This window comes from Streptomyces hypolithicus, from assembly GCF_052934925.1.
Window position 1 is genome coordinate 5,037,489 of sequence record NZ_CM128811.1, and the last position, 13,529, is coordinate 5,051,017.

Sequence of the window (13,529 nt, forward strand, 5' to 3'; positions counted from 1 at the left end):
CTGTGCAGTCACTTACTGACGCTGCACGACTGCCACCCGAACCGGAGGCGCCACATGGCTTCGCTCGACTCTGTGCTCGACAAAGACGGCGTACGACTCACTGTCGAGGACGCCGTCGCCACGGTGACCCTGACCAACGCGGCCAAGCGCAACGCCCAGTCTCCCGCTCTCTGGCGGGCGTTGACGCAAGCCGGTCGGTCTCTCCCTGGCGACGTGCGGGTCGTGGTGCTGCGCGGCGAGGGCAAGTCCTTCTCCGCCGGCCTGGACCGGCAGGCGTTCACCCCTGAGGGGTTCGACGGTGAGCCGTCCTTCCTCGACCTCGCACGCGGCTCCGACGAAGGCCTCGACGCGGTCATCTCCGAGTACCAGGACGCGTTCACCTGGTGGCGGCGCAGCGACCTCGTCACCATCGCCGCCGTACAGGGGCACGCCATCGGGGCCGGCTTCCAGCTCGCCCTCGCCTGCGACCTGCGTGTCGTCGCCGAGGACGTGCAGTTCGCCATGCGCGAGACCAGCCTCGGGCTTGTCCCCGACCTCACCGGCACGCACCCGCTGCACGGCCTCGTCGGCTATGCCCGGGCTCTGGAGATCTGTGCCACCGGGCGCTTCGTCCACGCGCAGGAGGCGGAGCGCATCGGCCTCGCCAACCTTGTCGTGCCCGCCGGCGAACTCGACGGCGCGGTGCAGGATCTGGCCGCAGCGCTGCTGTCCGCACCCCGCGACGCCGTGATCGAGACCAAGGCGCTGCTGCAGGGCGCCGCCGCGCGTACGTACGACGAGCAGCGCACCGCCGAGCGCGCGGCCCAGGCGCGCCGGCTCCGCGACCTCGCAGGGCTCGGCGACTGAACCGTCGCTGTCTGCCGCCGTCCGCTTCCGCCCGCCGCCGCCCGAGACGTCCCCCGTCCGGGCGAACCGGCGGGCGCGGTGTTTCCCCGCGGAATTCCCGTGCGGCCGGGCTGCCCGGACCCCGCCCGCCGCTTCCCCAGGGCGGGATCGGGCAACCGGACCTAATGTGGTCAGCGGAGTCCAGTACCGCCCGGAAAGGGACTAACGGCTATGAGTGACACCTCGCAACACAATCGGCCCGGCCCTCCCGACAGGGACAAGCCCCGTGAGGACGCGCAGAAGACCTCGATCGCCAAGCGGGGCGGCGGCGCCCCGGCGTCCCGTGGCCGCACGACCATCGCCGACGGCGTCGTGGAGAAGATCGCAGGCCTCGCGGCCCGCGACGTCTACGGCGTGCACGCCATGGGCAGCGGCATCTCCCGCACGTTCGGCGCCGTACGCGACCGGGTGCCGGGCGGAGCCAAGTCCGTCTCCCGGGGCGTCAAGGCCGAGGTGGGCGAGGTGCAGACTGCCCTCGACCTGGAGATCGTCGTGGAGTACGGCGTCTCCATCTCCGACCTCGCCCGCGATGTCCGAGAGAACGTCGTATCCGCCGTGGAACGCATGACCGGCCTCGAAGTCGTCGAGGTCAACATCGCGGTCAGTGATGTGAAGCTGCCCGACGAGGAAGATGACGAGCCGGAGCCACGTCTCCAGTAGACCGGAGCAACGTCTCCAGTAGAGGAGCACAAGGATGAGCATGGCGGTGGTCGGCCTCGTGGCCGGCATGGCGCTCGGATTCGCCGGATACTTCGGCGGTTTCGGAGCATTTCTGCTGGTGGCTGCCCTGGGCGCGGTCGGCTTCATCGCCGGCAAGTTCCTCGACGGCGACCTCGAACCCGGCGACTTCTTCCGCGCACGTGACCGCGGCGACCGGCCGAGGTGAACTCCGCGATGGCCGCCGGCCAGGTCGAGGCCGCCGAGCGCGGGGCGACCCTCATCGCCGACCGGGTCGTCGCGAAGATCGCCTCGCGGGCTGCGCGAGAGGCGCTCGCCGAGAGGGTTCCCGACGGCGGCAAAGCCCCGCACGCCACGGTGACCGTGCACCAGAACAAGGCGCGGGTACGCATCAGCGTCGAACTCGCCTACCCCTCGGACATCGGCGGCCAATGCGGTGCGGTGCGTCGCCAAGTCGCTGAGCGGGTAAGCGGGTTGGCAGGCATGGAGGTGCCCGAGGTGGTCGTTCAGGTCGAGCGGCTGCACGCGACGCAGGCGCAGCGGGGGAGGATCCGATGAGCGAACCCGACGACCGCACCCAGCGGCTGCCCGTCGTCGCACCCGGAGCGGGCGCGCCCGGAGCGCCGGGCCCGCCCGATCCGCCCGGCCCCGGCGGTGGCTCGTCCGCCGCGCCGCACGACCCGGTGCCGACGCTCGGAGAGGACGACGGCGGGAAGGCCCACCGCTTCTGGTCCGCGCGCCGGGTGCCGGCCGTGCTGGTCGCCCTCGTGGTGCTCGGCGGCGCGGGCCTGCTCCTGTACGACATCGCGTCGGTACGGGCCGACCGCCGGGCGATGCAATGGCGCCGCGATCTCGCGGACGGCCTTGCTTCGCGGCCCCTGGACGACGTGTGGGTCATGGTCGGCGCCGGCATCGCGGCGGCGCTCGGCCTGTGGCTGCTGCTCCTCGCGCTCACGCCGGGGCTGCGCGGGCTGCTTCCGATGCGGCGTACGTCCCCCGACGTGCGGGCCGGGCTCGACCGGACGGCCGCGGCGCTGATGCTGCGCGACCGGGCGATGGAGGTCTCGGGCGTGCAGTCCGTACGCGTGCGGCTGGGGCGTACCAAAGCGGTCGTGCGGGCCGTTGCCCACTTCCGCCAACTCGACCAGGTGCGGGCCGACTTGGAAGCATCGCTCGGCGAGGGCATCGAGCGGCTCGGGCTCGCCGGGCGGACCGGGCTGACCGTGCACGTCGACCGTCCGGACAAGAGCCGTCCGGACAAGAAGGGGTGACGACGCCATGCCCAAGAAGGTCAATCGGGTTCTGCTCGGACTCGCGGGCCTGGTGCTGCTGGCCCTCGGTGGCGGGGTCCTGGCCACCGGGCTGGGAATGTCCCTACCGTCGTGGTGGCCCTTCGATGGGCCCGGCGACGTACTGCTCAGCGAGGCGGACCGTACGCGGTGGCGGGACGACGGGTGGTGGTGGCCGGTGGTCATCGCGATTCTCGCCGTCCTGGTCCTGCTCGCGCTGTGGTGGCTGCTGACGCAGCTGCGCCGCGCCCGGCTCGCCGAGGTACTGGTCGACAGCGGTGACGGCGAGGGCGCGGTGCTGCGGGGGCGGGCGCTGGAGGGCGTGCTGACGGCCGAGGCGGAGGCGCTGGACGGGGTGGAGCGGGCCAGGGTGACCCTGACGGGCGAGCGGTCGGCGCCCAAGGCCCGGATCGCGCTGGTTCTGGCGCCCGACGCGGAACCGGCGCGGACGCTGGCCGACCTGACGCACGGGGCGCTGGCCCACGCGCGCGATTCGGCGGGCCTGGCGCAGCTCCCCGCCGAGGTCCGCCTCCGCGAGGTCAAACACGGCACCCAACGCGTCAACTGATCACACTCCCCTCCGCGGCCCCCGGCCGGCTAGAACCCGTGCCGGGCGCCGCCGTCGACCGGCAGCATGACGCCCGTCAGATACGAAGCCGCCGGCGACAGCAAGAACGCCGCGGCCCGGCCGAACTCTTCCGGCGTGCCGTACCGCCGCAGCGGGATACGCGACTCGTTGGCCGCGCGCGCCCCCTGCGGGTCGCCGGACAGCGCGTCCAGTTGGCGCACCCGGTCCGTGTCGATACGGGCCGGCAGCAGTCCCACCACGCGGATGCCGCGCGGGCCGAGGTCGTCGGAGAGGGACTTCGCGAAGCCGGCCAGGCCCGGCCGCAGGCCGTTGGAGATGGTCAGGCCGGGGATCGGTTCGTGGACCGAGCCGGACAGGACGAAGCCGATCACGCCCCCCTCGGTGAGTTCCGCCGCCGCCGCACGGGCGATCCGTACCGCCCCCATGAACACCGCGTCGAACGCCGTCTGCCACTGCTCGTCGGTGTTGTCGGCCCCCGCCCCCGGCGCCGGCCCGCCCACGCTGATGAGTACGCCGTCGAAGCGCCCGAAGTGCGTGCGGGCGGCGGCGATCATGCGCTCCGCCGTCGCGGGGTCGGCGTTGTCGGCGGCGACGCCCACCGCGTTCGCCCCGAGTTCGGTGGCGGCGTCGGCGACCGCCTTCTCGTCGCGCCCGCCGAGGACGACCTTCGCGCCCTCCTCGGTCAACTGGCGCGCGGAGGCGAAGCCCAGCCCCCGGCTCGCGCCGGTCACGACGTACACCCGGTCCTTCAGTCCAAGATCCATGAGGTCATCCTGCCTCGCAGGGGGTTTCCCCGTCGAGGCCGAGATCGAGATCGTGGGCGAGGCCGAGCGCCGAGCCCACCAGGCCGATGTGGCTGAACGCCTGCGGGAAGTTCCCGAGCAGACGCCCGCTGACCGGGTCGTACTCCTCGGCCAGCAGGCCCACGTCGTTGCGCAGCGTCAGCAGCCGCTCGAACAGCTCGCAGGCCTCCTTCACCCGCCCGGTCATACGCAAGGCGTCCACCATCCAGAACGAGCAGACCAGGAACGTTCCTTCGTCGCCGGGCAGCCCGTCGACGGTGCGGCCGTCGACGGTGAGGCCGTCCGTGCTGTAGCGGCGGACGAAACCGCCGTGGTCGAGCTCCGTGCGCACCGCCTCGACCGTCCCGAGGACCCGCGGGTCGTCGGGGGGCAGGAACCCGACGCGGGGGATGAGGAGTGTGGCGGCGTCCAGGTCGGCGGAGCCGTACGACTGGGTGAAAGTGTTGCGCTTGGGGTCGTACCCCTTCTCACAGACCTCGCGGTGCACCTCGTCGCGCATCGCCCGCCACCGGTCCGCGTCGCCGCGCAGCGACGGATCCTCTTCCAGGGAGCGGACGGCGCGGTCCGCCGCGACCCACGCCATCACCTTGGAGTGGACGAAGTGCCGGCGCGGTCCTCTGACCTCCCACAGGCCCTCGTCCGGCTCGCGCCAACTCGACTCCAGGAAGCCGAGCAGGCTGAGCTGGAGGTTCCAGGCGTGCGGCTTGCCCTTCAGGCCCGAGGCTCTGGCCAGATGGAGGGAGTCGATGACTTCGCCGTACACGTCGAGTTGGAGCTGATTGACGGCCGCGTTGCCGGTCCGCACCGGGGCGGACCCCTCGTACCCGCTCAGCCAGGGCAGTTCCGTCTCGGGAAGCCGGCGCTCGCCGGCCAGCCCGTACATGATCTGGAGGTCGGCGGGGTCACCGGCGACCGCCCGCAGCAGCCAGTCGCGCCAGGCCGAGGCCTCTTCCAGATAGCCCGCGGCGATGAGCGCGCCGAGGGTGAGTGTGGAGTCGCGCAGCCAGCAGAAGCGGTAGTCCCAGTTGCGTACGCCGCCGATGTCCTCGGGGAGCGAGGTGGTGGGGGCCGCGACGATGCCTCCGGTGGGGCGGTAGGTGAGGGCCTTGAGCGTGATCAGGGAGCGCAGTACGGCGTCCCGGTAGGGGCCCTGGTAGCAGCAGACCGCGGCCCATTCCTCCCAGTCTTCCAGGCTGTGCTCCAGCCCCTCGTAGGGGTCGATGAAGTCGGGCTGCGGTTCGTGAGAGGGGTGCCAGGTCAGGACGAAGGACACCTTTTCGCCCTCGGATACCGTGAACGAGGAGTGCGTTGTGAACTGCTGCCCCCAGGTCTTCACCCGCTCGGGTGGATCACTGCGCAGCCAGGCCGCGTCGGGGCCCGCGATCGCGACCCGGTGGCCGTTCGTGCGGCGCATCCACGGCACGACGTTGCCGTAGTCGAAGCGCAGCCGGAGCGTGGACCGCATCGAGACGGTGCCCGAGATGCCCTCGACGATCCTTACGACGTCGGGGACCTTGTCGCGCTGCGGCATGAAATCGGTGACCTTGACCGTGCCGGCGCTGGTCTCCCACACCGACTCCAGGACCAGACTGTTCCCACGGTACGAGCGCCGCGTACAGACGTCGGCGTCCTGAGGAGCCAGACGCCACTGGCCGTTGTCCTCGTCCCCGAGCAGCGCGGCGAAACAGGCGGCCGAGTCGAAGCGGGGCAGGCACAGCCAGTCGATGGAGCCGTTCTTGCCGACCAGTGCCGCGGTCTGCAGATCCCCGATGAGAGCGTAGTCCTCGATGCGTTGGGTCACGCCTCTTCGTGTTCCCGCAGCCGGGGGGCGTTAAGCGGCCCGGTCCCAGGTCGGCGGTCCCAGGTCGGCAGTCCCAGGCGGGAGTCAGGCGTTGGCGCCCGCGGGCTCGGCCTGGCCGCTCTGGCCGCTCTGCCCGGTCTGCTCCGAATCGGCCTCCCGGGCGCGGTCGCGCAGTTCGCGGCGTACCAGGATGATCCAGCCGACCGGAACGGCGGCGGTGAACAGCCACCACTGCACGGCGTACGCCATGTGCGCACCGATGGAGTCGGCGTCGGGTGCGGGCACCAGCTCCGGCTTCGGGCCGGCCGGGAGGGGCTCGGTCTGTTCGATGTAGCCGCCGAGTACGGGCCGGGAGAGCGCCTTCGCCTGCTGCTCGCTGTTGATCAGCATGATGTGCCGGGGCGGCAGGCCGCTCAGGTCCTTGATTCCGCTGCCGGCCGTCGTCTCGTCGGCCTTGAGGCGTCCGGTGACGGTGACTTCTCCCCTGGGTGCGGCCGGCACCTCGGGGTAGGCCTGCTGGTCGGCGCCGAAGGGGACCCAGCCGCGGTTGACGAGGACGGCGCGCCCGTCATCCATGATCAGCGGGGTGAGCGCGTGGAAGCCGACCTGGTCGTCGGCGGAGGTCCTGCGGCGTACGACGACCTCGTGCGCGGTGTCGTACGTCCCGGTGGCCGTCACCCGGCGCCAGTAGTCGGCGCGCGGCACGGTGTGGCCGGGGGAGGTGATGTCGGCGGCCTGGACGGGCTTCGCCCGGAGGTTGTCGGAGATCAGCTTGTTCTGTGCGACCCGGTGCTCGTGGCGGTGGAACTGCCAGAAGCCGAGCTCGATCATCGTGGGAATGAGGACGAGCATCAGGAGGGTGAGGATCACCCACTGCCGGGACAACAGGAAGCGGTACACGACCCAGACGGTACCTGGCGCGCCCCGCCCCCCGGCGGTCGGGTCGCCCGCCGGGGCGCGGCGGCGCGGCAGGGCCGGACCGGATCACGCGACTGGACACACGCCCGGATCAGGCGACCGGATCAGCGCCCGGGCAGGACTGTCACACCTTGTCGACGATGCCCACCTTCCCCTCCGCCCGCGCGCAGTGCGCGCCGCAGAACCACTGGCCTTCGACTTCCACGCCCTGGCCGATGATGCGGCACCGGCAGTGCTCGCAGATCGGTGCCATCCGGTGGATGGCGCAGGAGAAGCAGTCGAAGACGTGCACCGCGCCCTGCGCGTGCACTTCGAAGGACATGCCGTAGTCGTTTCCGCATACCTCGCAACGTGCCATGCGCCACAGGGTGGGACGGCGGACGGCGGCGGGGCGAGCGGTCGGCGGGCGAGTCGCGCGGCAGTCACCCGTCTGCCGGGGTCACGTCCCGCAGCAGCTGGGTGAAGGCGGCCTCGTCGACGACGGGGGTGCCGAACGCCTTGGCCTTGACCGTCTTGGACGTCGCCGAGTGCGGGTCGTTGGTGACGAGCAGGCTGGTGAGCCGGGACACACTCGTCGCCACGTGCAGGCCGGCGCCGACCGCCCGGTCCTCCAGCAGTTCGCGGTCCACGGACGTGTCCCCGGAGAACGCCACCCGCATGCCCTGCCGCAGCAGCCGTCCCGGTTCGTACCGTCCAGGGTTCGGATACGGGCACGCCGGGCGCTTGCGTGACGGGCGCCAACTGCCCTGGCCGCCTCCCCGGTACCCGTACGACGCCTGGTGCCCGATCCGGGGCGCCGAGGGCGAGTCGGACCACTCGGTGAGCGGCAGGCATTCGAGCAGCGGCAGCCGCATCCCGCCCTGCGCCGCGGCGTGCAGGCTCGGCCGGAACGCCTCGGCGAGCACGCGGGCGTCGTCGAGGGCATGGTGGGCCCGCTGCTGTACGACGCCGAAGTGCGCGGCCAGGGACTCCAGCTTGTGGTTGGGCAGCGGGAGTCGCAGCTCCTTGGAGAGCGCGATGGTGCACAGCCGATGCTGCACGGGCGCGGTGCGCTCGGCCCGGGCGTACTCCCGGGCGATCATCGACCAGTCGAACATGGCGTTGTGCGCGACCAGCACCCGGCCGTCGAGCCGCTCGGACAGCTCGGCGGCGATGTCGGGGAACAGCGGGGCGCCGCCCAGGACATCACTGGTGAGGCCGTGAATCCAGACCGGGCCGGGGTCGCGCTGCGGGTTGACCAGCGTGTACCAGTGGTCCTCGACGTTCCCCCGGTAGTCCAGCCGGTAGACGGCAGCGGAGATTATCCGGTCGTCGCGCGCGAGCCCGGTGGTCTCCACGTCGACGACCGCGTACCCCTTCGGGTAAGCGGTCGGCCACGGCGCTGCTGTCGGCTGGTCTTCGAGCATGGTCACTGAGGATACGGGCCCCCACTGACAGCCCAGCCCGCCCGGGGGGAGCCGGCTGCCGACGGGCGGAGCTCACGGAGTTGACGAACCGCCGAACCGGAGCCGCTTGGGGGTGTCTGACAATTCCCCGTGGGTCAAGGAGCGGCGTCCGGTAGGGCTGGCAAAACGCCGCTCCGTGCACCGCCGCGCAGCACGGAAGCGGGTGTCCTGCCGGCTCGCCCGCCTTCACCGGCTCGGCCTCCTCCTCCAGCCGGCGCGGCGGGAGCAACTGCTCCGTACGTGCCTGCACTTCGGCCCGTACGGCCGGATCCAGCTCCGGCGCGAGCTCCAGGCACGCCGTCGCCGGCCGCGCCAGGCGGTGCCTGCACCGCTGCGTCCGGTCCGCGCCGCGCAGCAACTGCCGCAGCACGCGGGCCCGTTCGTCCACCGCCGGCGCCGACGGCCGGGGCGTCACGCCCGGACGGCCTCGGCGACCCGGGCCGCCGACTACCCGCCCCGCCAACCGCCAATACTTGTCGGTAACAACCTCTAGCCGAGGGCTCGCCCCCGCCTCTATCGTGCGGTCATGCCGAACCTGCCCGATGTCGTGCTCTGGTCCATACCGGCCTTCGTCCTCCTCACCGTGCTCGAAATGGTGAGCTATCGACTGCACCCCGACGAAGACGCCGCGGGGTACGAGACCAAGGACGCCGCCACCAGTGTCGGCATGGGGCTCGGCAGTCTCGCCTTCGACGCCCTCTGGAAGATCCCGGTCGTCGCGCTCTACTCGGCCGTGTACGCGCTGACGCCCGTGCACATCCCCGTCCTGTGGTGGACGATTCCGCTGTTGCTGCTCGCGCAGGACTTCTTCTACTACTGGTCCCACCGCGGCCACCACGTCATCCGCATCCTGTGGGCCTGCCACGTCGTCCACCACTCCAGCCGCAAGTTCAACCTCACCACCGCGCTGCGCCAGCCCTGGACGAGCCTCACCTCCTGGCCGTTCTACCTGCCGCTGATCGCCGCAGGCGTGCACCCGGCGGCGCTCGCCTTCTGCTCGTCCGTCAACCTCGTCTACCAGTTCGGGATCCACACCGAGCGGGTCGATAAGCTGCCCCGCCCCTTCGAGTATGTCCTGAACACGCCCTCCCACCACCGTGTCCACCACGCCTCCCAGGGCGGCTACCTGGACCGCAACTTCGGCGGCATCCTGATCGTCTGGGACCGCCTCTTCGGGTCCTTCGCGGCCGAGACCGAGCGGCCCGTCTTCGGCCTCACCAAGAACATCGAGACATACAACCCGCTGCGCGTCGCCACCCACGAGTACGCCGCCATCGCCCGCGACGTACGCGCCTCGGCCACCTGGCGCGAGCGCGGCGGCCGGATCTTCCGCGGCCCCGGCTGGCAGCCCGGCGCCCCGGCGGAGCACGCGCCCGCGCCGCCCGCGCCAGCCCCGCCCGCGCCTGCCACGCCCACCGCCCCTGCGCCTGCGCCAGCCCCTGCGCCCGCGTCGGCCTCGCCGTCGCAGGACACCGTTGGTGCCGCATGAGCACCGCCCCGACGGGCAGCGCCCGCCGTGACGCGTACGCCCGGGTGTTCCTCGGCGCTTTCGCGCTCGCGGCCACCGCCGACCTCGTCTGCCTCCTCGCGGACGCCGACCTCGGCCACCGGATCGCCAAGCCGCTCCTCATGCTTGCGCTCGCGGCCTACGCCGCCCGACGCGGACCGCGCCTCCTGGTCGCCGCGCTGCTCTTCGGCTGGGGCGGCGACGTCCTCCTGCTCTCGGACGCCGACCCCGCCTTCATGGCCGGCATGGGCTCCTTCGCCGCCGGACACGTCTGCTACCTCGTTCTCTTCGCGCGCGTCCGCGCCCGACCGTCCAAGATCCTCGGCGCCGGGTACGCCCTCGTCCTCGCCACCACCATCACCCTCCTGTGGAACGACCTCCCCGCCGGTCTGCGCCTCCCGGTCGCCGGATACAGCCTGCTGCTCACCGTCATGGCCTGGCGGGCGAGCGGTCTCGGTCGCCGGGCGGCGATCGGCGGCGCACTCTTCCTCCTCTCCGACACCCTCATCGCCGCCGGCATCGCGGACTGGCCCCGGCTGCCCGCCCCCGCGTTCTGGGTCATGGCCACCTACATCGCCGCCCAGGGCCTGCTGGCGGCCGGCGTGCTCAAGCGGGCGGGCGCCGCCGCCCCTGACGAGGTGCGGGCCGCCCCATCGGCGTACCGTGAGGGCCGTACAACCGTCTGAGCACCGAGGACCTGGCCCATGCGCGCGACCGTCATCCATGCCCCGCACGACATCCGCGTGGAGGATGTGCCGGATCCCCGGATCCAGGAACCCACCGACGTGGTGGTACGCGTGCTCCGCGCCTGCATCTGCGGCAGCGACCTCTGGGCGTACCGGGGCGTGGCCGCCCGCGAGCCCGGGCAGCGCATCGGGCACGAGTTCCTGGGCGTGGTCGAGGAGGCCGGGCGAGCAGTGGCCGGGTTCGCGGCCGGCGATCTTGTCGTGGCGCCCTTCGTGTGGTCCGACGGCACCTGCGAGTTCTGCGCCGAAGGCGTCCAGACCTCCTGCCCGCAGGGCGGCTTCTGGGGCTCCGTCGGCTCCGACGGCGGCCAGGGCGAAGCCGTCAGGGTGCCCTTCGCCGACGGCACGCTGGTCAAGCTGCCGGCGGCTGCGGCCTCCGACGAGCGGCTGCTGACCGGGCTGTTGGCCCTCTCCGACGTACTGGGCACCGGGCATCACGCCGCCGTCGGCGCCGGGGTGCGACGCGGTACGACCGTCGCGGTCGTCGGCGACGGCGCGGTCGGCCTGTGCGGGGTGCTGGCCGCCAAGCGGCTCGGCGCCGAGCGGATCATCGCGCTGGGCCGCCACGAGGCACGTACCGACATCGCGAGGACCTTCGGCGCCACCGACGTCGTCGCCGAGCGCGGCGACGCCGCCGTGGCGGCGGTGCGCGAACTCACCGGCGGCCAGGGCGCGCACGCCGTGATCGAGGCCGTCGGCACCGAGGAGTCGATGCGCACCGCCGTCCGGATCACCCGCGACGGCGGCGCCATCGGCTACGTCGGTGTGCCGCACGGCAGCGGAACCGGGCTCGACCTGAGCGACATGTTCAACCGCAACATCGCACTGCGCGGGGGAGTGGCGCCGGTGCGCGCGTACATCCCCGAGCTGCTGCCCGACGTGCTGGACGGGACGATCGACCCGTCGCCGGTCTTCGACGTGAGTGTGGGGCTCGACGGCGTCCCCGGCGGCTACCGGGCGATGGACGAGCGTACCGCGCTGAAGGTCCTCGTCAAGCCGTGAGCCAAGTGCGCTGAACACGCGTGTGGGCCGCCCGGCAGCCGGGCGGCCCACACCATGTGCAGCCTGCCTACTTCTGGTCAGGCTTACGACCTCCCCCACGATAGGGAGCGGGCTCCCGACGCCCTGCGACTCCGCTTGCGGCGTTGTCGTCAGTCAGCGACGCTCCTTCCCCAAGCTCTCGGCTTCGCTCGAGCAGGGGAGACCCCATCCGCCTCCCTCCTCCGCCTTGCAATCGAAGCCGCATGACGCCGCTCGCTGATCCACTCCCTATCGTGGGGGAGGTCGTTACTTCTTGGTCACGGCGTCCAGCGCGTCGGCGATGCCGACCCCGTAGAAGCCGTTGCGGTTCTTACCGCCCTCGCACACGGCGTCGATCTTGCCGTCGCCGTTGATGTCGTACGGGTCGGTGCACGCCGCCGCGTCCGCCTGGCGGGCCAGCAGCGACTTGATCTTCTTCGCCGAGGCCTTCGGGTGCGTGCTCTTGATGAGCGCGGCCACGCCCGCGACGTGCGGGGACGCCATCGACGTACCCGCCATGTAGCCCCACTTGCCGCCCGGGACCGGGCCCAGGATCAGGCCGCTCGTCGCCGGAGCCGCGGGCTTCTGGTACGCCGTGCTGTCGCCGCCAGGGGCCGCGATGTCGATGACACCGTGACCGTAGTTGGAGAACGACGACTTCAGGCCCTTCGCGCCGGTCGACGCGACGGTCACGACACCCGGCAGCTGCGTCGGGGAGTCCAGGCACTCGCTGGGGTCGACGTCACGCTCCACCGGGGTGGTGTCGTTCGGGCTCGTCGTGTCGTTGATCGAGTCCGCCGCGAGGTCGTAGTTCGAGTTGCCGGCCGCGGCGACGTTCACCGCGCCCTTCTTCTCGGCGTACAGCGAGGCCCGGGTGATGGCGTCGACGAGCGCCTTCTGGTCCGGGTCGTCCTTGCAGTTGAACATCCACGGGTCGGTGTAATAGCTGTTGTTCGTCACATCGACGCCGTGCTCGGCCGCCCAGATGAACCCGCAGACCACGGACTCCGTGTAGAAGAACCCGGCCGTCGTGGACACCTTGATGCCGGACACCTTCACGCCGGGGGCGACGCCCGTGACCCCGACACCGTTCTTCGCGGCGGCTATCTCACCCGCCACGTGTGTGCCGTGCGGGCTCTCCTCGGCCGACGGGCGCCAGGCACCGTCCGCCGTGTCCGGCTTGCCGGTCACGCAGTTGACCGACGCCTTGCGGTCGAAGTTCGGCGCGAGGTCCGGGTGGGTGTCGTCGACACCCGTGTCGATCACGGCGACCGTCACGTTCTCGCTGCCGAGCGTCTTCTTGTGCGCCTGGTCCGCCTTGATGGCGGGCAGGTCCCACTGCAACGGCTGCAGGGGGTCCTCGCCGGCGACGGCGTCCGCGGAGGCCGCCTTCGCCTGCGCGCCGGTGAGCGTCTTCGGCGTACCGACGTCCTTCGTCGACTGGGCGGGCAGCGGCGCGGTACGGGTCGCGCCCGCGGACTGCACACCCTTGACCTTCCGCATCGTCTTCGCGAACCCGTCGTTCGACGAGTGGACGACGATCACGCCTATCTGGACGTACGCGTGGACTATCGTGCCGCCGGCCTTGGCGATCGCCGTCTTCACCTTGGACGCGTTGCCGTGCCCCGGGCGGACGTTGACGACGTAACTCAGCGGCGTCCCCGCGGCCTCGGTGACCGCCGACCGGGCGTCGGACGAGCCCAGGGCGTCGGCCGAGGTCGCGGACGCGGTGCCCGGCAGGAACGCGACGGCGGCGGTCATGGCCATGCCCGCGGACAGGGCCACGGCGGTGCGGGAGCGCAGGGTGCGGTGCGACGTCATGAAATCTCCGGTTCGAGTGAAGCGAGA

16 protein-coding genes are annotated in these 13,529 nt (G+C 71.9%); 10 read left to right on the top strand and 6 right to left on the bottom strand.

Annotated features, from left to right (window positions below):
* Positions 1–54 precede the first annotated feature (54 nt).
* The 6 genes from ACU6WZ_RS23675 (at position 55) to amaP (ending at position 3,420) form a co-directional block, all read left to right on the top strand.
* Positions 55–846, top strand: a complete 792-nt coding sequence (locus ACU6WZ_RS23675; RefSeq protein ID WP_447030208.1) for an enoyl-CoA hydratase/isomerase family protein — start codon at positions 55–57, stop codon at positions 844–846.
* Between the two features lie 210 nt (positions 847–1,056).
* Positions 1,057–1,545 (top strand): Asp23/Gls24 family envelope stress response protein, encoded by a 489-nt coding sequence (locus ACU6WZ_RS23680; RefSeq protein ID WP_447030209.1) that lies wholly within the window; start codon positions 1,057–1,059, stop codon positions 1,543–1,545.
* 34 nt (positions 1,546–1,579) lie between these two features.
* Entirely contained in the window at positions 1,580–1,771 is a 192-nt protein-coding gene (locus ACU6WZ_RS23685) for a hypothetical protein (RefSeq protein ID WP_447030210.1), read from the top strand.
* 8 nt (positions 1,772–1,779) lie between these two features.
* Positions 1,780–2,121, top strand: a complete 342-nt coding sequence (locus tag ACU6WZ_RS23690) for an Asp23/Gls24 family envelope stress response protein (protein WP_447030211.1) — start codon at positions 1,780–1,782, stop codon at positions 2,119–2,121.
* Positions 2,118–2,834, top strand: a complete 717-nt coding sequence (locus ACU6WZ_RS23695) for a DUF6286 domain-containing protein (protein WP_447030212.1) — start codon at positions 2,118–2,120, stop codon at positions 2,832–2,834. Before ACU6WZ_RS23690 ends, ACU6WZ_RS23695 begins: the two co-directional genes overlap by 4 nt.
* A gap of 7 nt (positions 2,835–2,841) precedes the next feature.
* Positions 2,842–3,420, top strand: a complete 579-nt coding sequence (amaP, locus tag ACU6WZ_RS23700) for an alkaline shock response membrane anchor protein AmaP (protein ID WP_447030213.1) — start codon at positions 2,842–2,844, stop codon at positions 3,418–3,420.
* Between the two features lie 29 nt (positions 3,421–3,449).
* Here amaP and ACU6WZ_RS23705 read toward each other — a convergent pair whose 3' ends face one another.
* From ACU6WZ_RS23705 to ACU6WZ_RS23725, 5 genes are all read right to left on the bottom strand, one after another.
* Positions 3,450–4,205, bottom strand: a complete 756-nt coding sequence (locus ACU6WZ_RS23705) for an SDR family oxidoreductase (protein WP_447030214.1) — start codon at positions 4,203–4,205, stop codon at positions 3,450–3,452.
* Positions 4,206–4,209: 4 nt separating this feature from the next.
* Entirely contained in the window at positions 4,210–6,045 is a 1,836-nt protein-coding gene (locus ACU6WZ_RS23710) for a glycoside hydrolase family 15 protein (RefSeq protein WP_447030215.1), read from the bottom strand.
* 84 nt (positions 6,046–6,129) lie between these two features.
* Positions 6,130–6,945 carry an SURF1 family cytochrome oxidase biogenesis protein gene (locus ACU6WZ_RS23715; RefSeq protein WP_447030216.1) on the bottom strand — a complete coding sequence of 272 codons (816 nt, stop codon included), beginning with the start codon at positions 6,943–6,945 and terminating at the stop codon, positions 6,130–6,132.
* A 142-nt stretch (positions 6,946–7,087) separates the two neighbouring features.
* Positions 7,088–7,321, bottom strand: coding sequence for a metallothionein (locus ACU6WZ_RS23720; RefSeq protein WP_447030218.1), 234 nt, complete (start codon positions 7,319–7,321; stop codon positions 7,088–7,090).
* 64 nt (positions 7,322–7,385) lie between these two features.
* The gene (locus tag ACU6WZ_RS23725; protein WP_447030220.1) at positions 7,386–8,375 is read right to left on the bottom strand and encodes a DEDDh family exonuclease; all 990 of its coding nucleotides are present in this window, start codon (positions 8,373–8,375) and stop codon (positions 7,386–7,388) included.
* A gap of 106 nt (positions 8,376–8,481) precedes the next feature.
* Between ACU6WZ_RS23725 and ACU6WZ_RS23730 the strand changes: the two genes are divergently transcribed.
* The 4 genes from ACU6WZ_RS23730 to ACU6WZ_RS23745 are packed head-to-tail and all read left to right on the top strand — an operon-like array spanning position 8,482 to position 11,663.
* Positions 8,482–8,901: a hypothetical protein gene (locus ACU6WZ_RS23730; protein ID WP_447030221.1), complete on the top strand. Its 420-nt coding sequence runs from the start codon at positions 8,482–8,484 to the stop codon at positions 8,899–8,901.
* A gap of 33 nt (positions 8,902–8,934) precedes the next feature.
* Positions 8,935–9,897, top strand: a complete 963-nt coding sequence (locus ACU6WZ_RS23735; protein WP_447030222.1) for a sterol desaturase family protein — start codon at positions 8,935–8,937, stop codon at positions 9,895–9,897.
* Positions 9,894–10,601 (top strand): lysoplasmalogenase, encoded by a 708-nt coding sequence (locus ACU6WZ_RS23740; protein WP_447030224.1) that lies wholly within the window; start codon positions 9,894–9,896, stop codon positions 10,599–10,601. The genes ACU6WZ_RS23735 and ACU6WZ_RS23740 overlap by 4 nt, the downstream gene beginning before the upstream one ends.
* 18 nt (positions 10,602–10,619) lie before the next feature.
* Positions 10,620–11,663: a zinc-dependent alcohol dehydrogenase family protein gene (locus tag ACU6WZ_RS23745; RefSeq protein ID WP_447030225.1), complete on the top strand. Its 1,044-nt coding sequence runs from the start codon at positions 10,620–10,622 to the stop codon at positions 11,661–11,663.
* A gap of 285 nt (positions 11,664–11,948) precedes the next feature.
* Here ACU6WZ_RS23745 and ACU6WZ_RS23750 read toward each other — a convergent pair whose 3' ends face one another.
* Positions 11,949–13,502: a S8 family peptidase gene (locus tag ACU6WZ_RS23750; protein ID WP_447030226.1), complete on the bottom strand. Its 1,554-nt coding sequence runs from the start codon at positions 13,500–13,502 to the stop codon at positions 11,949–11,951.
* Positions 13,503–13,529: the final 27 nt, after the last annotated feature.

Excerpts from the sequence above, each read along its gene's own strand:
- ACU6WZ_RS23680 (WP_447030209.1), top strand. The coding sequence starts at position 1,057 with ATGAGTGACACCTCGCAACACAATCGGCCCGGCCCTCCCGACAGGGAC.
- ACU6WZ_RS23720 (WP_447030218.1), bottom strand. The coding sequence starts at position 7,321 with ATGGCACGTTGCGAGGTATGCGGAAACGACTACGGCATGTCCTTCGAA.
- ACU6WZ_RS23695 (WP_447030212.1), top strand. The coding sequence starts at position 2,118 with ATGAGCGAACCCGACGACCGCACCCAGCGGCTGCCCGTCGTCGCACCC.
- ACU6WZ_RS23685 (WP_447030210.1), top strand. The coding sequence starts at position 1,580 with ATGAGCATGGCGGTGGTCGGCCTCGTGGCCGGCATGGCGCTCGGATTC.
- ACU6WZ_RS23690 (WP_447030211.1), top strand. The coding sequence starts at position 1,780 with ATGGCCGCCGGCCAGGTCGAGGCCGCCGAGCGCGGGGCGACCCTCATC.
- ACU6WZ_RS23735 (WP_447030222.1), top strand. The coding sequence starts at position 8,935 with ATGCCGAACCTGCCCGATGTCGTGCTCTGGTCCATACCGGCCTTCGTC.
- amaP (WP_447030213.1), top strand. The coding sequence starts at position 2,842 with ATGCCCAAGAAGGTCAATCGGGTTCTGCTCGGACTCGCGGGCCTGGTG.
- ACU6WZ_RS23745 (WP_447030225.1), top strand. The coding sequence starts at position 10,620 with ATGCGCGCGACCGTCATCCATGCCCCGCACGACATCCGCGTGGAGGAT.
- ACU6WZ_RS23750 (WP_447030226.1), bottom strand. The coding sequence starts at position 13,502 with ATGACGTCGCACCGCACCCTGCGCTCCCGCACCGCCGTGGCCCTGTCC.
- ACU6WZ_RS23740 (WP_447030224.1), top strand. The coding sequence starts at position 9,894 with ATGAGCACCGCCCCGACGGGCAGCGCCCGCCGTGACGCGTACGCCCGG.
- ACU6WZ_RS23705 (WP_447030214.1), bottom strand. The coding sequence starts at position 4,205 with ATGGATCTTGGACTGAAGGACCGGGTGTACGTCGTGACCGGCGCGAGC.
- ACU6WZ_RS23675 (WP_447030208.1), top strand. The coding sequence starts at position 55 with ATGGCTTCGCTCGACTCTGTGCTCGACAAAGACGGCGTACGACTCACT.